Origin of the sequence: Vibrio sp. SCSIO 43155, from assembly GCF_023716605.1 — a bacterium.
Classification (GTDB): domain Bacteria; phylum Pseudomonadota; class Gammaproteobacteria; order Enterobacterales; family Vibrionaceae; genus Vibrio; species Vibrio harveyi.
Map to the genome: position 1 here is coordinate 527,839 of NZ_CP071852.1, position 23,658 is coordinate 551,496.

General features: G+C 45.3%; 21 protein-coding genes. 15 read left to right on the forward strand and 6 right to left on the reverse strand.

Annotated elements, in window-relative coordinates; translation table 11 throughout:
• The first annotated feature begins 462 nt into the window (after nt 1-462).
• From rppH to J4N44_RS02460, 5 genes are read left to right on the forward strand one after another with little or no spacing between them, the layout of a single operon-like run.
• Nucleotides 463-981, forward strand: a complete 519-nt coding sequence (rppH, locus tag J4N44_RS02440; protein WP_005434895.1) for an RNA pyrophosphohydrolase — start codon at nt 463-465, stop codon at nt 979-981.
• A 9-nt stretch (nt 982-990) separates the two neighbouring features.
• A complete protein-coding gene (gene ptsP, locus J4N44_RS02445; RefSeq protein WP_005447910.1) occupies nt 991-3,237 on the forward strand; it encodes a phosphoenolpyruvate--protein phosphotransferase in 2,247 nt (748 codons plus the stop codon).
• Nucleotides 3,238-3,244: 7 nt separating this feature from the next.
• On the forward strand, nt 3,245-4,036 hold the full coding sequence (locus tag J4N44_RS02450; protein WP_005447912.1) for a sulfite exporter TauE/SafE family protein: 792 nt from the start codon (nt 3,245-3,247) through the stop codon (nt 4,034-4,036).
• 39 nt (nt 4,037-4,075) lie between these two features.
• Nucleotides 4,076-4,897 (forward strand): prolipoprotein diacylglyceryl transferase, encoded by an 822-nt coding sequence (gene lgt / locus J4N44_RS02455; RefSeq protein WP_005447915.1) that lies wholly within the window; start codon nt 4,076-4,078, stop codon nt 4,895-4,897.
• Between the two features lie 9 nt (nt 4,898-4,906).
• A complete protein-coding gene (locus J4N44_RS02460) occupies nt 4,907-5,758 on the forward strand; it encodes a thymidylate synthase (protein ID WP_005434888.1) in 852 nt (283 codons plus the stop codon).
• Nucleotides 5,759-6,131: 373 nt separating this feature from the next.
• Here the strand turns inward: J4N44_RS02460 and J4N44_RS02465 are convergent, their stop codons facing one another.
• Nucleotides 6,132-7,277: a Na/Pi symporter gene (locus J4N44_RS02465; protein ID WP_026000321.1), complete on the reverse strand. Its 1,146-nt coding sequence runs from the start codon at nt 7,275-7,277 to the stop codon at nt 6,132-6,134.
• A gap of 386 nt (nt 7,278-7,663) precedes the next feature.
• On the opposite strand from J4N44_RS02465, the gene nhaR reads away from it, so the two are divergent.
• Both nhaR and J4N44_RS02475 read left to right on the forward strand, forming a co-directional pair.
• The gene (nhaR, locus tag J4N44_RS02470) at nt 7,664-8,554 is read left to right on the forward strand and encodes a transcriptional activator NhaR (protein WP_005447920.1); all 891 of its coding nucleotides are present in this window, start codon (nt 7,664-7,666) and stop codon (nt 8,552-8,554) included.
• Nucleotides 8,555-8,681: 127 nt separating this feature from the next.
• Complete coding sequence (locus J4N44_RS02475) at nt 8,682-8,987, forward strand: ArsR/SmtB family transcription factor (protein ID WP_005447923.1); 306 nt, start codon at nt 8,682-8,684, stop codon at nt 8,985-8,987.
• A gap of 131 nt (nt 8,988-9,118) precedes the next feature.
• Here J4N44_RS02475 and rpsT read toward each other — a convergent pair whose 3' ends face one another.
• Complete coding sequence (rpsT, locus tag J4N44_RS02480; RefSeq protein ID WP_005447926.1) at nt 9,119-9,379, reverse strand: 30S ribosomal protein S20; 261 nt, start codon at nt 9,377-9,379, stop codon at nt 9,119-9,121.
• 294 nt (nt 9,380-9,673) lie between these two features.
• Between rpsT and murJ the strand changes: the two genes are divergently transcribed.
• The 6 genes from murJ to ispH all read left to right on the forward strand — a co-directional run bounded on the left by murJ (nt 9,674) and on the right by ispH (nt 17,297).
• Nucleotides 9,674-11,236 (forward strand): murein biosynthesis integral membrane protein MurJ, encoded by a 1,563-nt coding sequence (gene murJ / locus J4N44_RS02485; RefSeq protein WP_252044816.1) that lies wholly within the window; start codon nt 9,674-9,676, stop codon nt 11,234-11,236.
• Nucleotides 11,237-11,306: 70 nt separating this feature from the next.
• Entirely contained in the window at nt 11,307-12,242 is a 936-nt protein-coding gene (ribF, locus tag J4N44_RS02490; RefSeq protein ID WP_252044817.1) for a bifunctional riboflavin kinase/FAD synthetase, read from the forward strand.
• A gap of 64 nt (nt 12,243-12,306) precedes the next feature.
• Entirely contained in the window at nt 12,307-15,135 is a 2,829-nt protein-coding gene (gene ileS / locus J4N44_RS02495) for an isoleucine--tRNA ligase (RefSeq protein ID WP_252044818.1), read from the forward strand.
• A 73-nt stretch (nt 15,136-15,208) separates the two neighbouring features.
• A complete protein-coding gene (lspA, locus tag J4N44_RS02500) occupies nt 15,209-15,715 on the forward strand; it encodes a signal peptidase II (RefSeq protein WP_005440576.1) in 507 nt (168 codons plus the stop codon).
• A 160-nt stretch (nt 15,716-15,875) separates the two neighbouring features.
• Nucleotides 15,876-16,307: an FKBP-type peptidyl-prolyl cis-trans isomerase gene (fkpB, locus tag J4N44_RS02505; RefSeq protein WP_005447933.1), complete on the forward strand. Its 432-nt coding sequence runs from the start codon at nt 15,876-15,878 to the stop codon at nt 16,305-16,307.
• A gap of 24 nt (nt 16,308-16,331) precedes the next feature.
• Nucleotides 16,332-17,297, forward strand: a complete 966-nt coding sequence (gene ispH, locus J4N44_RS02510; RefSeq protein WP_017190109.1) for a 4-hydroxy-3-methylbut-2-enyl diphosphate reductase — start codon at nt 16,332-16,334, stop codon at nt 17,295-17,297.
• A 162-nt stretch (nt 17,298-17,459) separates the two neighbouring features.
• Here the strand turns inward: ispH and btsR are convergent, their stop codons facing one another.
• The 3 genes from btsR to J4N44_RS02525 form a co-directional block, all read right to left on the reverse strand.
• On the reverse strand, nt 17,460-18,188 hold the full coding sequence (btsR, locus tag J4N44_RS02515; protein ID WP_005447935.1) for a two-component system response regulator BtsR: 729 nt from the start codon (nt 18,186-18,188) through the stop codon (nt 17,460-17,462).
• Between the two features lie 32 nt (nt 18,189-18,220).
• Nucleotides 18,221-19,891, reverse strand: coding sequence for a sensor histidine kinase (locus J4N44_RS02520; protein ID WP_009697640.1), 1,671 nt, complete (start codon nt 19,889-19,891; stop codon nt 18,221-18,223).
• 128 nt (nt 19,892-20,019) lie between these two features.
• On the reverse strand, nt 20,020-21,504 hold the full coding sequence (locus J4N44_RS02525; RefSeq protein WP_009697641.1) for a carbon starvation CstA family protein: 1,485 nt from the start codon (nt 21,502-21,504) through the stop codon (nt 20,020-20,022).
• Nucleotides 21,505-21,820: 316 nt separating this feature from the next.
• On the opposite strand from J4N44_RS02525, the gene J4N44_RS02530 reads away from it, so the two are divergent.
• Nucleotides 21,821-22,162 carry a DUF2799 domain-containing protein gene (locus tag J4N44_RS02530; protein ID WP_005425322.1) on the forward strand — a complete coding sequence of 114 codons (342 nt, stop codon included), beginning with the start codon at nt 21,821-21,823 and terminating at the stop codon, nt 22,160-22,162.
• A gap of 110 nt (nt 22,163-22,272) precedes the next feature.
• Nucleotides 22,273-22,602 carry a hypothetical protein gene (locus J4N44_RS02535; RefSeq protein ID WP_252044819.1) on the forward strand — a complete coding sequence of 110 codons (330 nt, stop codon included), beginning with the start codon at nt 22,273-22,275 and terminating at the stop codon, nt 22,600-22,602.
• Between the two features lie 86 nt (nt 22,603-22,688).
• Here the strand turns inward: J4N44_RS02535 and murQ are convergent, their stop codons facing one another.
• The gene (gene murQ, locus J4N44_RS02540) at nt 22,689-23,615 is read right to left on the reverse strand and encodes an N-acetylmuramic acid 6-phosphate etherase (protein WP_005447940.1); all 927 of its coding nucleotides are present in this window, start codon (nt 23,613-23,615) and stop codon (nt 22,689-22,691) included.
• Nucleotides 23,616-23,658 lie beyond the last annotated feature (43 nt).

Sequence of the window (23,658 nt, forward strand, 5' to 3'; positions counted from 1 at the left end):
ACAGGGGTTTAGGTAGCGATTGAGACTTGCTTTTATTGAGATGCCATGAAGTCCTACCTGTCGAATGTGGATAAATAACCGATTGTGCGATCTTTGACCGATCTGTATTTGATGAAAAGATCATCAAGGCAAATAAGATCAATAAATCATCAATATTGCTTTTTATTCCTTTCTAATCATTTAGTTATCTATTTTTGGTTGAGCCTTTATAAATGTCGACAATAATGGTTTTGAACAAAATTCTTTGTTGATAGCGTTTTCTTCACAAAGTTATTCACAGAAAAGGTGAATAAATGTGGGCTATGTCTCAAACTTGTGTTGATAAAATAATGTCTGTTCAAAAGATATCCAAAACGGGGCGAAAGGTAATAAATCTTGCTCATATCACATCAGTAAGTTTGCTAGTAATGGGGATATGTGGAAAAATCACGGTAATAAAAAATTATTCATAGAGGTTAGCCAGTGATAGATGGCGATGGTTACCGACTCAATGTTGGTATTGTGATATGTAATAACCATGGTCAGGTCTTCTGGGCTAAACGATACGGGCAACACTCATGGCAATTTCCACAAGGTGGGATTGACGAAGGTGAAACACCTGAACAAGCCATGTTCAGGGAGTTATATGAAGAAGTCGGTCTGACGAAAAAAGACGTTAAGATCATCGCTACAAGTCGTCATTGGTTAAGATATAAGCTACCAAAGCGATTGGTGCGTTGGGACTCCAAGCCTGTTTGTATCGGCCAAAAACAGAAATGGTTTCTGCTGCGATTAGAGTGCGATGAGTCTCGCATCAATATGCAGCGCGGGAAATCCCCTGAATTTGATGGTTGGCGCTGGGTAAGCTACTGGTATCCAGTTAGGCAAGTTGTTTCTTTCAAGCGTGACGTATACCGTCGAGCAATGAAAGAGTTTGCATCTTTAGCCATGCCTTTTCGAGAGCGTAAGACGAAAGGGAAAAGAAAAAAGCAACGTAGATAGAGGGTTAACATGCTCAGTCAGCTAAGGGAAATAGTTGAGAAAGTCTCCAGAGTCGATGATGTGCATCTGGCACTCGATATATTGGTAAAAGAGACTTGTGCCGCCCTATGCACTGAATGTTGTACTATCTATCTTGCTAACGAAGAAATGCAGCGCCTTGAGTTAATGGCAACTCAAGGCCTTATTTTTGAAGGCGATAGCATCCATATCAACTTCAATGAAGGCTTGGTTGGTTTGGTGAAGCGCAGTGCAGAGCCACTTAACTTAGCAGAAGCTTCCACTCACCCTGATTTCAAATTCTTCCCCCAATTAGGCGAGCAGGTTTACCACTCCTTCCTTGGTACGCCAATCATTCATCGCAAACAAGTACTTGGCGTGTTAGTTATCCAGCAGAAAACACCGCGTTTGTTCAGTGAGATGGAAGAGTCTTTCCTTGTTACCCTATCGGCACAGCTTGCGGTGCTCATTGCCCATGCGCAAAACCTCGGTCATTGGCAACTTGCTTCCAAACCTACGGTGATCAAAGGCCTACCGGCTTCAACTGGGGTAGCGATTGGTGAGTTCTGGTTTGATAATACACAACCAAACTTAAATGATGTGTTTCCTGCGTCTGCGTTAGATAAAGAGCGTGAGCATGAACTTTTAGCGGTTGCAGTAGAAAGGGCATTGAGTGATTTTCGCCGTATGCGGAAAAAGTTCGACAGCGAAATCAATAAAGATGCCTTGGCGATCTTCGACCTTTTTACCCACTTACTTAACGATCCAATGTTGCGTGGTGATCTGAAGAAGCAGATCGAGAAAGGCGACCGAGCAGATTGGGCGTTGCGACAAGTTGTTGAGACCTATTCGAACCGCTTTGCACGTATGTCGGATGTGTATCTGCGTGAACGTGCGCAAGATATTCGTGAACTAGGACAACGCCTGCTCTATTTCTTGCACAATAGCGAGCAAGAACATGCCTCGATCGATCGTCCGGTGATCTTGGTTGCCAATGAACTGACGGCCACGTTATTAGCGTCGATTCCAAAACAACACCTTTTAGCGGTCGTGTCATTGGAAGGTGCAGCGAACTCTCACGCGGCGATTCTTTCAAGGGCATTGGGTGTACCTGCCATCATGGGCGCGAACATTAACACCAGTGTCGTGAATGGCAAGAAGGGGATTGTGGATGGTTACACTGGTGAGATCTATTTAGAACCTAACAGGCAGCTTCTACGCGAGTATCGTAGCCTTGTGAGTGAAGAGTCTGAACTGTTCGCCATGGTGAACAAAGACTTGGCACTGCCAGCCATTACAAAAGACGATTGCCACATTGAAGTGATGCTTAACGCGGGGTTGAGTGCTGATAGCAATATCGCGATCAACTCAGGTGTCGATGGCGTTGGTCTGTATCGAACAGAAATCGCTTTTTTACTTCAGCATCACTTTCCCTCTGAAGATGAGCAGTATCATCAGTACCAAGCAATTCTTAATAGTTATCCGAATCAGCGCGTTGTGATGCGTACCTTGGACATTGGTGGTGATAAGCCATTGCCGTATCTGCCGATTGATGAAGATAATCCGTTCTTGGGCTGGCGCGGTATTCGTTTTACTTTGGATCATCCGGATATCTTTTTGATCCAACTGAGAGCGATGCTAAGGGCGAGTGCTGAAAGCGGCAACTTAAGTATTTTGCTTCCTATGGTTTCGGGAATAAAAGAGCTCGATGACGCGATTACGCTTATCAATCAAGCGTACAGTGAAGTCGTGTTGCTGGATGAGCGAATTCAAGCACCAAAGGTTGGGGTGATGATAGAAGTCCCATCAATGGTGTACTTGTTACCGGCCATTGCTCATCGTGTTGACTTTGTTTCGGTGGGTACTAACGACTTAACGCAATATTTGTTGGCAGTTGATCGGAACAATTCCCGTGTTGCGGATGTCTATGAATCCATGCATCCGGCGGTGTTGTTAGCGTTAAAACAAATTCACGATGTTTGCCTCCAGTATCAAGTACCTGTGTGTATTTGTGGTGAGCTAGCAGGTGATCCATTTGGTGCGCTGCTCCTGTTGGGCTTAGGCTACAACAGTTTGAGCATGAACACCTCGAACGTGGCTAAGGTGAAGTATTTGATTCGTCATAGCCAACAAAAAGAACTAGAAAAACTCGTCGAGAAAGCCATGTCATGCTCTTACGGGCAAGAAATCCATCAAATGATGCATGATTTCTTTATCCAGCAAGGCTTTGCCGGCTTTATTCGTGCAGGTAAGAAGTAGGGGAACAGTGACCATCTCTTTATTTATATTATTGCTCGCGCTAGGCGCTTTTGTAGGCGTGATGGCGGGGCTTCTTGGTATCGGAGGCGGGCTGATTGTCGTACCTGCGTTACTATACCTTCTTCCTCTTGCTGGTATCTCTCCTGAAATGAGCATGCATATGGCATTAGCAACGTCATTGGCGAGTATCATTGTCACGTCAGGTTCTTCTGCACTGAACCACCTGAAGCTTGGGAATGTCGATATGTTTGTCGTCAAATGGTTGATGCCTGGCGTGGTTATCGGTGGTTTTGTTGGGGCTAATATCGCGGAATGGATCCCGACTCATTACCTACCGAAAGTCTTCGGTGTGATTGTGCTGTGCTTAGCAATACAAATGTTTCGCTCCATCAAGACGAAAAGTGAGAAGCCAATGCCGAGTAGTCCGGTCACTATGATGTACGGAACGGGAATTGGTGTAGTCTCTAGTCTTGCTGGTATTGGCGGTGGTTCTCTGTCGGTGCCTTTCTTAAACAAGCATGGCATTGAAATGCGCAAAGCGGTTGGCTCCTCATCGGTATGCGGTTGTGTCATTGCGATTTCAGGCATGATTGGATTTATCTTGCATGGCTACAAAGTTGAGGGGTTACCTGACTACAGTATTGGCTATGTTTACCTACCAGCTTTAGCGGCGATTGCGATGACGTCGATGCTCACGACGAAAGTCGGCGCTAAAATGGCAACCAACCTTCCTACGGCAGTCTTAAAAAAGATCTTTGCTGTGTTCTTGATGTTTGTTGCAGCGACCATGCTGCTGTAAAGTCCACCTGTTTTATTAGTAATAAGAAGAGAATGAGTTATGTCTCAGGGATACTTAGAATTTCCCAATATTGATCCGGTTTTAGTCTCTATTGGTCCTGTTTCTGTTCGTTGGTACGGTTTGATGTACCTAGTCGGCTTTATGTTCGCACTATGGTTGGCAAATCGTCGCGCAGATAAACCGGGTAGTGGTTGGACGCGTGAACAAGTTTCAGACTTGTTGTTCGCTGGTTTCCTTGGGGTAGTGATTGGTGGTCGAGTTGGCTACGTTATCTTCTACAACTTTGATTTGTTCTTAGCAGACCCCCTATACCTATTTAAAGTTTGGACTGGCGGCATGTCATTCCACGGCGGTTTGTTAGGTGTTATCACGGCAATGTTCTGGTACGCACATAAGAATGGTCGAACTTTCTTCGGTGTGGCTGACTTTGTGGCTCCGCTCGTGCCGTTTGGTCTTGGCATGGGGCGTATGGGTAACTTCATGAACAGTGAACTTTGGGGACGCGTAACAGATGTGCCATGGGCGATCATCTTCCCGAATGGTGGCCCACTGCCTCGTCACCCATCTCAGCTTTATGAGATGTTCCTAGAGGGCATTGTGCTGTTCTTCATTCTGAACTGGTTCATCAAAAAGCCTCGTCCTTTAGGTGCGGTATCAGGGCTATTTTTAGCTGGATATGGTACATTCCGTTTCCTAGTTGAGTTTGTTCGCGAACCGGATGCACAGCTTGGTCTATTTGGTGGTTACATTTCGATGGGACAAATCCTATCGTCACCGATGATCATTCTGGGTGTTCTTATGATGGTTTGGGCGTACAAACGTGGTCTTTACCAAGACAAAGTCCAAGCAGAAACGAAGTAAGGAATTGGTGTGAAACAGTATTTAGATTTGTGTCAGCGTATCGTTGACCAAGGCACTTGGGTTGAAAACGAGCGCACAGGCAAACGCTGCCTAACGGTGATCAACGCAGACTTGACCTACGATGTTGCCAACAACCAATTCCCATTAGTTACGACACGTAAGAGCTTTTGGAAAGCGGCAGTTGCTGAGCTGCTTGGCTACATTCGTGGCTACGACAACGCAGAAGATTTCCGTAAGCTAGGTACGAAAACGTGGGATGCGAACGCAAACCTAAATGAAGCATGGCTAAACAACCCGTTCCGCAAAGGTGAAGATGACATGGGACGTGTATATGGCGTTCAAGGTCGTTCATGGGCGAAGCCAGATGGCGGTCATATCGACCAACTGCGTAAGATTGTGGATGATTTAACGCGTGGTGTTGATGACCGTGGTGAAATCCTAAACTTCTACAACCCGGGTGAATTCCACATGGGTTGTTTGCGTCCATGTATGTACAGCCACCACTTCTCACTGTTAGGTGACACGCTCTACTTAAACAGCACGCAACGCTCTTGTGATGTCCCGCTAGGTCTGAATTTCAATATGGTTCAAGTGTATGTGTTCTTGGCCATCATGGCGCAAATCACGGGCAAGAAACCTGGTCAGGCATACCACAAGATTGTTAACGCACACATCTACGAAGATCAGCTTGCACCAATGCGTGACATTCAGTTGAAACGTGAGCCACTAAAAGCCGCAACTTTCCACATCAACCCAGAAATTAAATCGCTAGAAGATTTAGAAACATGGGTAACCCTAGATGACTTCTGGGTAGAAGGTTACGAGCATCACGATCCAATTCAGTACCCGTTCTCAGTTTAACGAGTATGTTGAGTTTTCTAAGCCGCCTGCATGGCGGCTTTTTTACGCCTGAAGGGTAGGGAAAGAAGGAGACGGGCTTCACCCTATAGAACGCTGCGCTTCGAGAGCGGACTTTGCCCTGAGGAACGCTTCGCTTCGAGACGTGAGAGGGAATAAAAGATCCCCAACTCGCTCGTGCCTCGCTCTTGAGGATGACGTTCAATCACTCTGAAATCAAACGGTGTCATTCCCGAAAGAGACGAAGGTACGTCGTCGGGAATCTCTTTTACCACAGTTTACTGCGTGATTAAGAAATGAGAGCGCTTCTTGCTTCCCCAAAACGAAAAAAGGCTCCACCGAAGTGGAGCCTAAATAAGCGATGGTAATCTTATTATTATGCTGTCAGAGCAAGGATAGAACCTGGTAACACGATGAATACTGCTAGTAGGTAACCTGCTACAACTGCTTTGTTCTTAATCGCCATTTCTGAAATCACTTCTGCACATTTCACTGGAATCTCACGTAGGAACGGGATACCGAAGATGAACAGTGTCGCCAGAATGTTGAACGTTAGGTGTACTAGTGCAATTTGTAGTGCGAATACTGCGAACTCGCCAGATACCGCTGTTGCTGCTAGTAGAGCCGTGATACATGTACCAATGTTTGCACCAAGAGTGAACGGGTAGATGTCACGTACTTTTAGAACACCTGAGCCTACAAGTGGAACCATTAGACTTGTTGTCGTAGAAGAAGACTGAACAAGAACAGTTACTACCGAGCCAGATACGATACCGTGGATAGGACCACGACCGATTGCGTTCTTAAGGATGTCACGTGCACGACCAACCATTAGGCTCTTCATTAGCTTACCCATAACAGTGATAGCTACGAAGATAGTACCGATACCTAGAGCGATTAGCGCTACGCCACCCATAGTGTCGCCAAATGTTGCTAGTGGCTCTTTGATTGCACTTACTACTGGTTTCGTGATTGGCTTGATGAAATCAAAGCCTTTCATACTCATATCACCTGTGTTTAGTAATGGTGACACCAACCAGTGAGAGATTTTCTCTAGGATGCCGAACATCATTTCCAGTGGTAGGAAGATCAGTACTGCAAGTAAGTTGAAGAAATCGTGGATTGTTGCGCTTGCGAATGCACGTTTGAATTCGTCTTTACAACGAACGTGACCAAGCGAAACCAGTGTATTTGTTACGGTTGTACCGATGTTCGCACCCATTACCATAGGGATAGCGGTTTCTACAGGTAGACCACCTGCAACCAAACCTACAATAATAGAAGTTACGGTACTGGAAGATTGGATCAGTGCCGTAGCCACCAAACCGATCATTAGACCTGCGACTGGGTGAGACGCAAATTCAAAGAGTACTTTAGCTTGATCGCCAGTCGCCCATTTGAAGCCGCTACCAACCATAGATACTGCTAGAAGAAGCAGATACAACATGAATGCCAAGTTAGCCCAGCGTAACCAGCGAGTCGTGCTCGAGATTGGTGCTGCTGTAGAAGTAGCTTGGTTCATCATAATTTTCTCCGTGGACCTTTCAGTTCGTTTATTTGGTCTGTTGTTGAAACTGAGGGCGATGTTAGAGATGAAATATTTCAGTAATATTACAGTTGGGTTTCTATAGAGGATTTTTATTATTCTTTTTGATAGTTATCCGTGAAGAAAATTTCACATCAAATTAAGGTGTTGATTGTTAAGGGTATTTATTGCTTATAGATCGGCGGGTTTATTTCTGGGTAAGATCAAAAAAGTGCGTTTGGCTTCAAGTTTTATGACAGTGTGAATCTTATATTTTCGGTAAAACCATTTGTTTTGTAGCTTTATGTAGGTTTTGTCGAACTTATTGTTTGTCGGTGTCACATTTGATATAAAAAGTGTCATCTTCTTTATAGGGATTGGCTATGTCACATTTAAACTACAACCACCTTTATTACTTCTGGATGGTGTGTAAACAAGGCTCGGTAACAAAAGCAGCAGATGCGTTATTCCTGACGCCTCAAACGGTTACCGGACAAATTAAAGCACTTGAAGATCGTATGAAGGGGAAGTTGACCAAACGGAATGGACGTACAGTTGAACCAACAGAACTTGGGCAGTTAGTTTTTAAGTATGCCGACCGTATGTTTGGTTTGAGCTACGAAATGCTCGATATTGTTAACTATAGCCAACACTCTAATATCCTTTTCGAAGTCGGCGTCGCCGATGCGCTTTCTAAACGTCTTGTCAGCAAAGTCTTGATGACGACAGTTCCTGAAGACAACAGCATTCATTTGCGTTGTTATGAATCAACACACGAGTTGCTGTTGGAGCGCTTGTCACAACATAAACTCGATATGATCCTTTCCGATTGCCCGGTAGATTCGACACAAAGCCCGGGTCTGTACAGTAAGAAGTTGGGTGAAAGTAGTATGAGCTTTTTTGCTTCGTCTGAAATCGCAGGAGTGAGCTTTCCTGAAGTCTTAGAGAAGAAAAAGTTGTTGATCCCGGCAAGCCGAACGGCAATGGGTCGTAAAGTATTGCAGTGGTTTGATCGCCAAGGCTTACAACCGGATGTATTGGGTGAGTTTGATGATGTGGCACTCATGAAAGCTTTTGCACGCTACCGCGATGATGTGATCTTTTTGGCTCCAACAGTTTATATGTCGGAGATTGAAGATGACCGAAACTTACAACTGATTGGTCACGTTGAAGACTTAAAAGAAGAGTACTACGTCATTTTTGCGGAACGAATGATACAACATCCAGCGGTTAAGAACGTATGTGATGCAGATTTTAGCCAAATGTTTGAATGAACACGTTCCGTTGCTCAATTAAATAGATTACTATCGATAAAATTATAACTCGAAATTATAAAATTCTGTAACACACAACAAACTGGCCAGGGTTGGGAAAAGTAAGTTGTAGCTAGAGGTCCAACGCATGAATCTACAAGAAATGGAGAAAAACTCCGCCAAGGCTGTCGTGCTGCTCAAGGCGATGGCAAACGAGAGACGCCTACAAATCCTTTGCATGCTGCATAATCAAGAGCTTTCGGTCGGGGAACTTTGCGCAAAACTAGAGTTGAGCCAGTCGGCATTGTCTCAACACTTAGCGTGGCTTCGTCGTGATGAGTTAGTTGCGACAAGAAAAGAAGCACAAACGGTCTACTACACATTGAAGAGCGATGAAGTGAAAGCGCTAATTCAAACACTTCATGGTCTTTATTGTGCAGAAGCAACCGCGTGATGACAGGTCACAAATTAGAAAAGCTGGCAGTGCCAGCTTTTTTATTATCTTGAATTCGAGCTTTGCTGAATTTTAGGTATAAAAAAACCGGCGTTAGCCGGTTTTTTCTTCACTGTAGAATCAATTCTCTATTATAGAGCTTTGATTTGTGCAGTGAAACGAGACTTATGACGAGCTGCTTTATTCTTGTGAATAAGGCCTTTAGTCGCCATACGGTCTAGGATAGGTGTAACTGCAGCGAATGCAGCAGTTGCAGCTTCTTTGTCGCCTGCTTCGATAGCAGCAACAGTTTTCTTCATGTAAGTACGCATCATTGAGCGACGGCTAGCATTGTGCTGACGACGTTTCTCAGCTTGGATAGCGCGCTTCTTAGCAGATTTACTATTTGCCAAGGGTCTAACTCCCAAAAACTTAGTTCTGTGACAATTTAAGGGCGAGGACTATCCCTCATTTGCGCCTAAATGTCAAATGATTTGTGCAAAAACCCATCGAAGCCAAAACAAGTTTTGGTAAGAAAGGTTATCGCGGTTAAGATGGCGGGGATTCTAACAGCATTTTTAGACCATTGCTAATAATTATCCGCTTAGATCTAACAATAACCGGATATATTTTTAACGCCCATTTGTAGCTTTCAAAGGCTTAGAGGAATAGGGTTGGCTATCTTTTGGTGATATTCCGAGGTTACAGTGAGTAAACGACTGCTCAAGTCTGGCATGATCGTCAGTGCCATGACATTAATTTCGCGCGTCCTAGGTTTAGTTCGTGATGTAGTAGTAGCAAACTTGATGGGGGCAGGCGCGAGTGCCGACGTCTTCTTCTTTGCCAATAAAATTCCTAATTTCTTACGCCGTTTGTTTGCTGAAGGCGCATTTTCTCAAGCTTTCGTTCCTGTATTAACTGAAAGTCACGCACAAGGGGACATGGACAAAACTCGTGAGTTGATTGCTCGTGCTGCTGGTACATTGGGTGTGATTGTCTCTATTGTTACCATCCTTGGTGTTCTTGGCTCTGGCGTCGTGACTGCTTTATTTGGTTTTGGTTGGTTTTTAGACTGGATGCATGGTGGTCCCGCGGCTGAGAAGTTTGAACTTGCCAGCGTAATGCTCAAGATTACCTTTCCTTATTTATGGTTCATCACTTTTGTTGCCTTATCGGGAGCCATTCTCAATACACTAGGTAAGTTTGCGGTTTCTTCTTTTACTCCCGTCTTCCTCAATGTGATGATCATTTTGGCGGCGTGGTTTATCTCTCCGCAGATGTCACAACCAGAGATTGGTCTTGCCATTGGTGTTTTTCTTGGTGGGTTGGTTCAGTTCTTATTTCAAATCCCTTTCCTTATTAAAGCGGGAGTTATGATCAAGCCAAAATGGGGTTGGCACGATCCGGGGGTGGTGAAGATCCGTACCTTGATGATTCCTGCTTTATTTGGTGTGTCTGTAAGCCAAATCAATCTACTGTTTGACACTTTTATTGCCAGTTTTCTACAAACCGGTTCAATCAGTTGGTTGTACTATTCCGATCGATTGTTGGAATTCCCGTTAGGCCTGTTTGGTATTGCGATAGCGACGGTGATTCTCCCAGCGTTATCACGTAAGCACGTAGATGCTCACAGTGAAGGCTTTGCACACACCATGGATTGGGGCATTCGTATGGTGACCTTACTGGGAATCCCAGCAATGCTTGGCTTAATGGTACTGGCGAAGCCGATGTTAATGGTGCTGTTCATGCGTGGTGAGTTTTCTCCGCAGGATGTGCATCAAGCTTCTCTCTCTTTATTAGCGTATGCTTCTGGCTTGCTTAATTTTATGCTGATCAAAGTTCTTGCTCCGGGTTACTACTCTCGTCAAGACACGAAAACGCCAGTGAAATACGGCATCATTGCGATGCTAACTAACATGGTATTCAATGCGATCTTTGCTTATTTCTATGGCTATGTTGGTCTGGCTATCGCGACTGCGCTCTCTGCTTTTGTAAATATGGCATTACTCTACCGTGGTCTCCATATCGCAGGTGTGTACCAAGTGACCAAACGTACAGTCTTCTTTATTATGCGTTTGATGATCGCGGGAGCTGCGATGGTTGCGGCTATTTTGTGGCAGCTAGAAGACATGTCGGTATGGTTAGATTGGAGCTTTGCTCATCGCAGTGGCGTATTAGGAATGCTGATTGCGCTTGGTGCAGGTGTTTACCTAGCCGTCGTGTTTTTACTCGGTGTACGTTTAAAAGACCTAAAAGCTGGGACAGAATAAGGTTGATTGGTATATAATCCGTCAGTTTCACACAGTGCAAAGTAAAAACAGAGGCATAAAGCAGTATCCAATGGAACTGATTAGAGGCATTCACAATATCAAGTCGCACCATCATGGGTGCGTGCTGACTATTGGCAATTTCGATGGCGTGCATAGAGGTCATCAACAAGTATTGCAGCAAGTGTCTGAACAAGCGGAGAAACTTTCGTTACCTTCGGTTGTGATGACCTTTGAACCTCAGCCGATGGAGCTGTTTGCTCGAGATAAGGCACCTGCGAGGTTAACGCGACTGCGTGATAAGTTTGTTCAGCTGAGTAAGCTCGACATCGATCGTCTGCTGTGTGTTAACTTCAATCGTCATTTTGCTGACCTAACGGCGGAAGAGTTTATCCGTGACTTGTTGGTTGGTCGATTGGGTGTTAAGTTTCTTGTCATTGGTGATGATTTCTGTTTCGGCAAAGGTCGAACAGGAAACTTTGCAATGTTACAAGAAGCGGGGAAAAAGTATGGCTTTGAAGTCGTGAGTACCCAAAGCTTTTGTTTACAGCAATTACGAGTGAGTAGCACGGCTATTCGTAAAGCGCTGGCTCGTGATGATTTGCATTCCGCGCAAAAGATGCTGGGAAGAGATTACAGCATCAGCGGTCGTGTTTCTCATGGAAGAAAGCTAGGTCGAACCATTGGGTTCCCTACTGCAAATATTCCTTTGAAACGCTGTGTTTCTCCGGTTTCCGGAGTTTATGTTGTTCAAGCGCTTGGCTTAGGAGATAAGCCAGTTGGCGGTGTCGCTAATATTGGTCAACGACCAACAGTAAATGGTGTTCGCCAGCAGTTAGAAGTACACTTATTCGACTTTCACGCTAATTTATATGGCAAGCAGCTAGAAGTGGAACTTTTGCACAAACTTCGAGATGAGCAAAAGTTTGAGTCGTTTGAAGCACTTAAACAACAAATCGAATTGGATGCTGAAGCAGCAAGGGTGTGGCTGCGTCAGCTTAAGCGTTGAGCGGTTTATTCCACCGTGCAACATAATGTCTAATTTTCGCCCAATATAACGGAATTAAGAATCGATGAGTGAGTATAAAGATACCCTGAACTTACCTGAAACAGGGTTTCCAATGCGCGGCAACCTGGCCAATCGTGAGCCAGAAATGCTTAAGCGTTGGTACAAAGAAGATCTTTACGGTGAAATCCGTAAAGCTAAGAAAGGCAAAAAGTCATTCGTACTGCACGATGGCCCTCCTTACGCGAACGGTGACATTCACATTGGTCACGCACTAAACAAGATTCTTAAAGACATTATTATTAAATCCAAAACACTTTCAGGTTTTGACGCACCTTACATCCCAGGCTGGGACTGTCACGGTCTACCAATCGAATTGATGGTAGAGAAGAAAGTTGGCAAACCAGGACAAAAAGTGACAGCTGCTGAGTTCCGCGAGAAATGTCGTGAGTACGCGGCCGGTCAGGTTGAAGGTCAGAAAGATAGCTTCAAGCGTCTTGGTATCATGGGTGAGTGGGACAAGCCATACCGCACTATGGATTTCGCAACTGAAGCGAACATCATTCGTGCTCTTGGTAAGATCGCAAGCAAAGGTCACCTACTGAAAGGTTTTAAACCAGTTCACTGGTGTACAGACTGTGGTTCAGCTCTTGCTGAAGCAGAAGTTGAGTACAAAGATAAAGTATCGCCATCTATCGACGTTCGTTTTAAAGCGGCTGACGAAGCGGCACTGCTATCTAAGTTTGAACTGACAGAAGGTCATGAAGGTCAAGGTGACGTGTCTATCGTTATCTGGACAACAACGCCTTGGACGCTGCCTGCAAACCGCGCAGTATGTCTACGTGATGATCTAGAATACGTACTTATCCAAACAGAAGGCGACAACGCTGAGCGTATTATCGTTGCTGCTGAGCTAGCGAAAGACGTAATGGATCGTGCTGGTATCGAGCACTTCCACAACCTAGGCTTTGCAAAAGGTGCGGATCTAGAGCTTTCTCAGTTCCAACACCCATTCTACGATTTCACAGTACCGGCGATCCTGGGTGATCACGTTACAACTGATTCAGGTACTGGTGTTGTTCACACTGCACCTGGTCACGGTCAAGAAGACTTCGCGGTTGGTAACAAGTACAACCTAGAAGTAGCAAACCCAGTTGGTTCAAACGGCGTTTACCTACCGGACACTGAGCTATTTGCTGGTCAGCACGTATTTAAAGCGAACGATGCAGTAGTAGAAGTACTGAAAGAAAAAGGTGCACTACTACACCACCACGCTTACGAGCACAGCTACCCACACTGTTGGCGTCATAAGACTCCAATCATCTTCCGTGCTACGCCTCAATGGTTCGTTTCTATGGACCAAGCTGGTCTACGTGCTAAAGCACTAGAGTCAATCAAGAACGTTGAGTGGATGCCTGAGTGGGGTCAAAGCCGTATCGAAGGTATGATCGAAGGTCGTCCAGAGTGGTGTATCTCTCGTCAACGTACTTGGGGTGTGCCAATTGCTCTGTTTGTTCACAAAGAAACAGCAGAACTTCATCCAAATACACTAGAGCTTATCGAGAAGGTTGCTCTGTTGGTTGAAGAGAAAGGCATTCAAGCGTGGTGGGATGTTGATTCAGCAGAACTACTAGGTGCTGACGCTGACCAGTACGAAAAAGTACTAGATACGCTAGACGTATGGTTCGATTCTGGTGTAACACACTTCTCTGTTGTTGATGCTCGTGAAGAGTACAACGGCAACAGTGCAGACCTATACCTAGAAGGTTCTGACCAACACCGCGGTTGGTTCCAGTCTTCTCTAATTTCATCTATCGCGATGAAAGATGAAGCGCCTTACAAACAAGTACTGACACACGGTTTCGTGGTTGATGGTCACGGTCGTAAGATGTCGAAATCTATCGGTAACGTGGTTGCGCCAAAAGACGTAACGAACAAGCTAGGTGCTGACATTCTTCGTCTATGGGTTGCTTCAACAGACTACACTGGTGAAGTTGCGGTTTCTGATGAAATCCTAAAACGCAGCGCAGATGCGTACCGTCGTATCCGTAACACAGCGCGTTTCTTCCTAGCTAACCTGAGCGGCTTCAACCCAGAAACAGACATCGTTCCTGTTGAGGAGATGGTTGCGCTAGATCGCTGGGCTGTTGGTCGTGCGCTAGCAGCACAAGAAGAGATTGTTAAAGCGTACGAAGAGTACAACACACACGGTGTAACTCAGCGTCTAATGCAATTCTGTTCAATCGAAATGGGCTCTTTCTACCTAGACGTAATTAAAGACCGTCAGTACACAGCAAAACGTGGCGGTAACGCTCAACGTAGCTGTCAGACAGCACTTTACTACATCGTAGAAGCGCTAGTTCGTTGGATGGCGCCAATCATGTCGTTCACTGCAGATGAAATCTGGAACGAAATGCCAGGCGAGCGCGACAAGTTCGTATTCACTGGTGAGTGGTTCGATGGCCTATTCGGTCTTGCTGAAGGTGAAGAGCTGAACAACGAATTTTGGACTGAGATCCAAGCGGTTCGTGGTGCGGTAAACAAACTTCTAGAAGATGCGCGTAAAGAGAAAACCATCGGTGGTGCACTACAAGCTGAAGTGACGCTATTTGCTGATGACGCTCTAGCGGCGAAAATCAACAAACTAGAAGATGAACTGCGCTTTGTTCTACTAACTTCTGCTGCGAAAGTTAAGTCTCTAAGTGAGAAGACTGATGCAGCACAAGCGACAGATATCGAAGGCTTGTTTGTTGAAGTGGCAGCCGCTGAAGGCGAGAAGTGTGACCGTTGTTGGCACCACACGCCAGACGTAGGCACAATCGAAGGTCACGAGAAGATCTGTGGTCGTTGTGTGTCTAACGTTGACGGCGAAGGTGAAGTACGTAAATTCGCGTAATTACCCAGTACAACTGAACTTTTTTTAAAATTAACAGCCCCAGTATTTACTGGGGCTGTTTGTAGGTAAAGTAATGAGTGAAAAAGCACTGACGTTAAAGCAATCTGGAGTTCGCTGGCTGTGGTTAGCAATTCTGGTATTTATTGCAGATATTGGCATTAAATTGGTGGTGATGGACAACATGGGCTACGGATGGGCAAACCGAATTGAGGTGCTGCCATTCTTCAACCTACTTTATGTTCATAACTACGGTGCAGCATTCAGCTTCTTGAGCGATCAAGCGGGCTGGCAGCGCTGGTTGTTCACAGGTATCGCGTTTGTTGTTACAGGTCTTTTGACCTACTGGATGAGCAAGCTTCCAGCGAAAGAAAAATGGAACAACATCGCTTACGCACTGATTATTGGTGGTGCAGTGGGCAACGTGTTTGACCGTGTTGTTCATGGCTTTGTTGTTGATTACCTAGACTTCTTCTGGGGGAACTACCATTGGCCTGCATTCAACCTTGCAGATACAACTATCTGTATTGGTGCGGCAATGATCATTCTTGATGGCTTCCGCAAAAAGGATGCTGACAAGTAATCTTTTGCGATATATCGAATAACCCTAAGCGTCGTCCGTTGATTCGGAAGACGCTTTTTATTATGTTGGAGCGCAATCCGCGTATCTTCGTACAATAAAAGTAATCACGGTGAGTGATCATATAGAGCGCTGGAAAACCCAAGAACAAGGAAGCAGTAACGTGACAACAATAAATCAAGATTCAGCAGTAACACTGCATTTCACCATCAAAATGCAAGATGGCTCTGTAGCGGACAGCACACATAACATGGGCAAGCCTGCTAAGTTCGTGATGGGTGACGGCAGCTTAAGTGAGAACTTTGAGCAGTGCCTATTAGGCTTGCAAGTAGGTGAACAAAAGGCAATTGAACTAAAAGCGGCTGACGCTTTTGGCATGCCGAATCCAGACCATATCCACCATATGGATCGCACTAAATTTGTGGGCGAAGCGGAAGTTGAAGTCGGCACTATTATGGCGTTCAGTGGTCCCGATGGTATGGAAATCCCGGGCATCATTACTGAGATTGCTGGCGACTCAGTAACAGTGGACTTCAACCATCCACTCGCGGGACAAGACGTGACTTTCGAAGTCGAAATTTTGTCAGTAGAATAGCGAACCAAATAAAAGATAACTTCCATGAGCAATGAAATGAAAATCCTGTTAGCTAACCCACGTGGTTTCTGTGCTGGTGTTGACCGCGCGATTAGCATCGTAGAACGTGCGCTAGAGATGTATCAGCCACCTATCTATGTTCGACATGAAGTAGTGCACAACCGCTTTGTGGTTGAAGGTTTAAAACAGCGTGGTGCTATCTTCGTTGAAGAACTGCACGAAGTGCCAGACAACAACATTGTGATTTTCTCCGCTCATGGTGTATCTCAAGCGGTTCGCCAAGAAGCGAAGTCTCGTGATTTAACTGTGTTTGATGCGACCTGTCCGCTGGTAACCAAAGTACATATGGAAGTAGCACGTGCAAGCCGTCGCAATATGGAAGTGGTATTGATCGGTCACGCTGGTCATCCTGAGGTGGAAGGCACAATGGGTCAGTATTCAAGTGATACAGGCGGTATGTACCTTGTGGAAACACCTGCGGATGTTGAGAAGCTAAAAGCGATCGTAAAGGATCCATCTGATCTACACTACGTGAGCCAAACGACACTGTCTGTTGATGAAACCGCTGACGTAATTGAAGAGCTACGCCGCGTATTCCCAGACATTCAAGGTCCTCGTAAAGATGACATCTGTTACGCGACGCAAAACCGTCAAGATGCTGTGCGTGAGCTTTCTGCTGACGTAGATGTGATGGTCGTGGTAGGTTCCAAGAATTCATCAAACTCAACGCGTTTAAAAGAGCTAGCTGAAAAGCTAGGTACGCCAGGATACCTAACGGATTGTCCTGAAGACATTAAGCCTGAATGGTTTGAAGGTAAAGGCAAGGTTGGTGTGACTGCTGGTGCATCTGCGCCTGAAGAGCTGGTTAATCAAATCCTAGATCGCATCAAAGAGTTGGTTGGGGCGCAAGCCGTAGATGAAGTGCTTGGTCGCGAAGAAAACATGTTCTTCGAAGTACCAAAAGAGCTACAAATCAAGCAAGTTGATTAAGGCGATGAAAATATGCAAAGGGCGACCAGAAGGTCGCCTTTTTTGATTGTGTGGTTTCTATCTACTCGTGATGGTTTATACCCAGCCATTTCGGGGTTATTTTGGTATATACCCTAATGACTAATGACTAATGACTAATGACTAATGACTAATGACTAATGACTAATGACTAATGCCGAGTAGCTCTTTGAGTACTTTTAAATAGCGGCGGCTCACGGGGATCTCAAAGCCTGTTTTGGTAATGATTTCTGCCAGTCCGTTTTCTAATAACTTAATCTCGCTGATGGCTTTAATACTTACGAGATACTGTCGATGACAACGTACCAGTGGCGTTTTCTCTTCCAAGGTTTTCAGGGTTAATTGAGTACTTGCGGTTTGGCTGGTGGAGCGCACATGTACACCGCTAATATCACTGTAAGCACACTCAACTGTCTCCGTCGCCATGATCACTATGCGGTTGTGCCCAATACATGGAATTTGGTCGAGGTTTTCTGGTGCGATGGCTGACAGTTGCTGAGTGAGCGCAGATTGACTCATCACCTTGCTAAGGCGTTTGACGGTTTTGGTCAAACGACATGGATCAACGGGCTTGAGTAAGTAATCGAAGGCATTGTCTTCAAAGGCTTGAATAGCGTATTGATCATAAGCTGTCACAAACACCACATAAGGCATAGTTTCTGGGTCTAACATTCCCAGCAGCTCAATGCCCGTCACCTGAGGCATTTGGATGTCGAGAAACACCACATCTGGTTTCAGCTCATTGATTTTCTTCAGTCCCATGATGGCGTTTGACGCGTCGCCAATCACCTCAATTTGACCCGTTTCATCCAATAGCTCTGCCAACTCTTCACGAGCAAACTGTTCATCATCAATGACGAGGGCGGTTAACATCCAAGATTACCTTTTGTGCGTTTTCATTGCGCTTATCGCGAGTGGGGAATGATAAAACTCATTTTAGTAAATTGATGCTGCTGAGAGGTAATTTTTAGCGCTGAATCACGCCCAAATTGATTCGACAAGCGCTTATCGACGATTTCCATACCCAAACCAGAATGATTCTCTTTTGGCGGCTTATAACTACCTGCGTTGTCCTCAACCGTTATCAGCGCACCTTGAGGGTGTGCTTGGCTATAAATCTTCACTTTTCCTCCCTCTAACATATTAGAAACACCATGCTTGATGGCATTTTCGACCAGAGGTTGAAGAGTAAAACTCGGCAGCTTGATATCCAGTAATTCTGGTTCAATATCAATCTCAACTTCTAGGCGATCGGTAAAACGTGCTTTTTCGATCGATAAGTAGGAATTCACGTGCGCCAATTCTTCTTTTAGCGTTACTGTATTGATGTTCTGCTTTAAGTTACTGCGGAAGAAATGAGACAGATTTTGGATCAGTTCTCGTGCTTTGTCAGGATCACGACGAGTGATGGCACTAATGGTATTTAACGCGTTAAACAAGAAATGTGGATTCACCTGAGCATGCAGCAGTTTGATTTCTGCCTGAGCCAGTAGAGTTTGTTGCTGCTGATAATCACCATACAAGATTTGGCTTGAAAGAAGCTGAGCAATCCCTTCTGCCATTGACATATTCGCAGTAGAGAACAGTTTGCGTTTTGGTTCATAAAGCTTAATGGTTCCCACCACCTCTTTGCCTGCACGCAGAGGAATGATCAATGCAGAGCCCAACTTACAGTCTTGTGCTAATGAGCATTGATACGGTCGTTCGCTACCATCAAGGTAGATGATGTCGTTCTTTTCCATCGAATCTAGCGTGCTTTGCGATGAAATAGGAGTATTTGGCTTATGGTGATCATCGCCGATACCAACGAAAGCTAGGATCTTTTCTTGGTCGGTGATCGCGACGGCACCTACTTTGGTTTCGTCGTAGATGATGCGGGCGATTTTGTCTGCATTCTCACTGTTAAAGCCGGTACTTAGAATACCAACTGAGCGATCGGCGATGCTTAATGCTCGGCGGGAGAAGGTGGCTGAGTATTTTTCGAAAATGGTTTTACGGTCTTGCAGGATACTCATAAACAGTGCCGCACCAACCGAGTTAGCAATGATCATTGGAGCGGCAATCGCTGAGACAAGCGCATAGGCTTGGTCGAAAGGTTTGGCTACAGCGAGTAACAGAATCATCTGCACAATTTCTGCTACGAAAGTGACACTGAATACCACGCTTGGATTGAACAGCATGGCTCCCTTGTTACGCTTGATAAGGTAGACATGCAGCAAGCCGCCAATCAAGCCTTCAGCCGTGGTAGAAATTGCGCAGGCTAAATCGGTAAAACCGCCAAGTGTGTAGCGGTGAATACCACCGGTTAACCCCACAGCAAAACCGACCACAGGACCACCAAACAACCCACCCATCACAGCACCAATGGCACGCGTATTGGCGATAGCATCGTTAATATGCAAGCCGAAGTAGGTGCCGAGAATACAAAAGCCAGAGAAGAGTACATAACAAATGAGCCGATGACTGAGGCGAGAGGAGATACTCAGCAGGGGCAAAATGATCGGCGTTTTACTCAGCATGTAAGCCAGCACCAAGTAAACACACATTTGTTGTAAAAGGGAGATGACCAGTTCCATAGCGAACCTAACCTAAAAATGATGTTGTTATTGTAACGTAGAAGAGAAACAAAAAGAGCCTGCGGTGGGCAGGCTCTTGGTTTTATCCAGTCATTGATAATGAATCGGTTAGCAAGCGAAGGTATTCATTATGCAGTTTCTGAAGCAGCTTGTGGTTTCTCTTCGTCAGCAAGCTCAGTCTCACCTTTACCTTTAGAGATTTTAATTACGTAGCCAGCAGCGGCTAGTGAGAACAGAATACCTGCGATGGTCGAGATTTGCATTGGCAGGCCAAAGCCTAATGTACTGTTGTTTAGAATGAACGTAACACACACGGTTGTCATGAAGACCGCTGGGACAGTCGTGATCCAGTGGAACTTGTTATGGCGCAGTAGGTAAGCCGATGCAGTCCAAAGCATCATTACTGCTGTTGTTTGGTTTGCGAAGCCGAAGTAGCGCCAAATGATACCGAAATCTACTTGAGTCAAAACGCCACCGATAACGAATAGTGGTACAGCCATTAGAAGGCGGTTACGTAGTGTTTTTTGTTCCATACCGAAGTATTCAGCAAGAATCAGACGGCTAGAGCGGAATGCTGTGTCACCTGATGTGATTGGAAGAATTACAACACCTAGGAAGGCAATCACACCACCGAATACACCTAGTAGACCAAATGAAGCACTGTATACCACGTTACCAGGACCGCCGTTTTTCACTGCTTCTGCAAGACCGTCAAGCGTACCGAAGAAAGACAGAGCGATAGCACACCAGATTAACGCGATAACACCTTCACCAATCATCGCACCGTAGAATACGAAGCGACCGTTTTTCTCGTTTTCCATACAACGAGCCATCAGTGGTGACTGAGTTGCGTGGAAGCCAGAGATAGCGCCACATGCGATAGTGATAAACAGCGCTGGCCATAGAGGCATGTCGTTAGGGTTCAAGTTAGTGAACATATCGCTTACTTGGAAATCACCCATCACAGTGTGTTCGCTAGAAAACGCGACAGCTGTCATCAGACCAACAGACATGAAGATCAGTAGTGCGCCGAACAGTGGGTAGAAGCGACCAATGATTTTATCAACTGGAACAATTGTAGCGATGATGTAGTAAGCGAAAATCAATACAACCATCGTTGTCATGCTGACGTTTAGGCTAGTTTGGTCGTTAATTAGGTTCGTGATCATGCCAGCAGGCGCAGATACGAATACCACACCAACAAGAAGCAGCAGGACAATGGCAAAGATGTTCATAAAGTGTTTTGCGCCATTACCTAGGTAGCGACCTGTAATCGTTGGTACTGATGCACCACCATTACGAACAGAAAGCATGCCTGAGAAGTAATCGTGTACTGCACCTGCAAAGATACAACCTACAACAATCCACAACATAGCGGCAGGACCGTATAGGGCACCCATGATTGGACCGAAAATAGGACCAACACCAGCAATGTTGAGTAGTTGAACAAGGTAAACGCGTTTGGTTGACATTGGAACGTAGTCAACACCGTCGGTTTTTGTATGGGCAGGAGTTTGGCGATTCTCATTGATACCGAAAACTTTCTCAACGAAAGCACCGTAGATGAAGTATCCGCCGATAAGGGCTGCGACACAGGTTAGAAACCACATCATAGCAATTGTCCTTGGTTTATTAGGTAGGGTAATTTTTTAAGCTCAGGATGTATGGTATTCGCCTCTTTTGTTAAGTGCATTCGCTCAGTGGATGAGTGGTCGAATAGAGAAGCGAGTGGTCGATATAAAGATTAAGTGGTTTTATCGTTTGCTTAGTGGTAGCACGATGGGCTAAGTGGTTCTATTCACCATTGAGTGGCTGTGATTAAGGGTAAGTGGTTACCTCAAGAGTTAAGTGGCGAAATCGACAGATAAGCGGCACATTACGGGCTTTAGTGGTAAGCTTGTTTGGAAAACAACTAGTTAAGGAAGAATCATGAAAAAGGCAACGTTAGGTTTGGCGCTGGCTTTATTGGCAGGCTGTGCGGCGACCACGGAAGAATTAGCGCAATCTGGTGATTGGTATCAGATCGGTTATCAAGATGGCATTGCAGGGCATACTTCTCGTACGGTGAAAGAACTCAATCAACTCGGTAATGCTAAGCAAGGTGACTACGACCAAGGTTATCTCGAAGGGGTGACGGAATACTGTAATCCTGATTTCGCTTACCAGATGGGATTGTCTGGTCAGTACTATGAAGGTGTATGCGAAGGCACACCACAAGCGCAGAAGTTTCGAATGGAATGGCAACGCGGTTGGAACGAATACAGTAACTAGTTCTGTTTCATAATCAAGACAGCAATTTGCCTTGTTAATCTTCTGACATTTGAATTTTATCGCTTTGATGTACTGATATGATTAGATTCAATCAGAAGTGAAATAGAAGCATGAAAAAAGTCTTTTTGGTCGTATTAGCACTGTTCCCTTTGACCGTTGGCGCAACCAATGTATTGAAAGAGTCGATCAAGGTGAAGCGAAAGTATGACCATGACAAGCATCATATAACCAACACCATAAATCACACTAAGCGTAATATCAAAGAGATCACCGATGGCACTTATGTGGAGAACCAGGTTAAGCGCAAGGTAAACAATACCACTAGCAAGTACAGCAATAAGGTCGACCGTGTGAAAAACATGACGAATCCTGATCAAATCAAGCGCAAAGCGAATGACAAGCTTAACCAAGAGTTTGATGAGTGGCTATATGAAGACTGATTCTTGATATCAGAATAAGAAAGGAGACCTTGAGGTCTCCTTTTTGTTTTTCTTGTGTTGGTCAATCTGGTTAACCATCTCACCCGTCATTTTGGCTGGTGACTTTCAACGGCTTTACGTAAGAAGCCATCTTGATGATGCAGATGCGCACGAGCTGAATCGATATCAAGATCGGTCAGGATCATCAAGATCGCCAGTTTTACTTCATAGTCTGTTTGCTTAAGTACTTCGGTTGCTTGTTCTTTGCTGCAATCGGTCGCTTGCATAACGATGCGTGCGGCGCGCGCTACCAGTTTGTTGTTGGTCGCTTTCACGTCGACCATCAGGTTTTGATAACTCTTACCTAAACGGATCATGCTCGCTGTGGTCAGCATATTCAGAACCAGCTTCTGCGCGGTTCCTGATTTTAAACGTGTTGAACCGGTTAAAGCTTCAGGACCTACGACAGGACAAATGGCGATGCTAGCGATCTCTGCAATTGGTGAGTCTGGGTTACAAGACAGTGCCACTGTCGTCGCACCTATCTCGTTGGCGTACTCCAAACCACCAATCACGTAAGGTGTGCGTCCACTAGCGGCGATGCCGACCACGACATCATGATGAGTGAACTCGATGTCTTTCAAATCTTGTTCACCTAAAATTGGAGAGTCTTCTGCGCCTTCTTTCGCTTTGAGGATGGCTTCTGGACCACCTGCAATCAAGCCAACCACCATCTTGTCAGACACACCAAATGTTGGTGGGCATTCTGATGCATCAAGCACCCCTAAACGACCACTGGTGCCTGCGCCCATGTAAACCAAACGACCGCCTACCTTAAATGCGTCGGTGATTTTATCTACCGCGAGGGCGATCTCCGGCAACGCTTTCTCAACGGCAAGTGGAACGAGTTTGTCTTGTTGATTAAGACGCTGAACAATATCCAGAGATGGTAATAAGTCGATGTCCATCGTATCTGGGTTGCGACCTTCTGAAACAAGGTGAGCGAGAGCGGCAATAAGCGCGTCATTTGTCATAGTGATTTAAGCCTTTTGAATACTGAATTCGTTTCATCTTTAA

Coding starts and splice junctions, on each gene's coding strand:
- ptsP (WP_005447910.1), top strand. CDS start 991: ATGCTCAGTCAGCTAAGGGAAATAGTTGAGAAAGTCTCCAGAGTCGAT.
- lgt (WP_005447915.1), top strand. CDS start 4,076: ATGTCTCAGGGATACTTAGAATTTCCCAATATTGATCCGGTTTTAGTC.
- J4N44_RS02465 (WP_026000321.1), bottom strand. CDS start 7,277: ATGAACCAAGCTACTTCTACAGCAGCACCAATCTCGAGCACGACTCGC.
- nhaR (WP_005447920.1), top strand. CDS start 7,664: ATGTCACATTTAAACTACAACCACCTTTATTACTTCTGGATGGTGTGT.
- J4N44_RS02475 (WP_005447923.1), top strand. CDS start 8,682: ATGAATCTACAAGAAATGGAGAAAAACTCCGCCAAGGCTGTCGTGCTG.
- ribF (WP_252044817.1), top strand. CDS start 11,307: ATGGAACTGATTAGAGGCATTCACAATATCAAGTCGCACCATCATGGG.
- ileS (WP_252044818.1), top strand. CDS start 12,307: ATGAGTGAGTATAAAGATACCCTGAACTTACCTGAAACAGGGTTTCCA.
- lspA (WP_005440576.1), top strand. CDS start 15,209: ATGAGTGAAAAAGCACTGACGTTAAAGCAATCTGGAGTTCGCTGGCTG.
- ispH (WP_017190109.1), top strand. CDS start 16,332: ATGAGCAATGAAATGAAAATCCTGTTAGCTAACCCACGTGGTTTCTGT.
- btsR (WP_005447935.1), bottom strand. CDS start 18,188: ATGTTAACCGCCCTCGTCATTGATGATGAACAGTTTGCTCGTGAAGAG.
- J4N44_RS02520 (WP_009697640.1), bottom strand. CDS start 19,891: ATGGAACTGGTCATCTCCCTTTTACAACAAATGTGTGTTTACTTGGTG.
- J4N44_RS02525 (WP_009697641.1), bottom strand. CDS start 21,504: ATGATGTGGTTTCTAACCTGTGTCGCAGCCCTTATCGGCGGATACTTC.
- J4N44_RS02530 (WP_005425322.1), top strand. CDS start 21,821: ATGAAAAAGGCAACGTTAGGTTTGGCGCTGGCTTTATTGGCAGGCTGT.
- J4N44_RS02535 (WP_252044819.1), top strand. CDS start 22,273: ATGAAAAAAGTCTTTTTGGTCGTATTAGCACTGTTCCCTTTGACCGTT.
- murQ (WP_005447940.1), bottom strand. CDS start 23,615: ATGACAAATGACGCGCTTATTGCCGCTCTCGCTCACCTTGTTTCAGAA.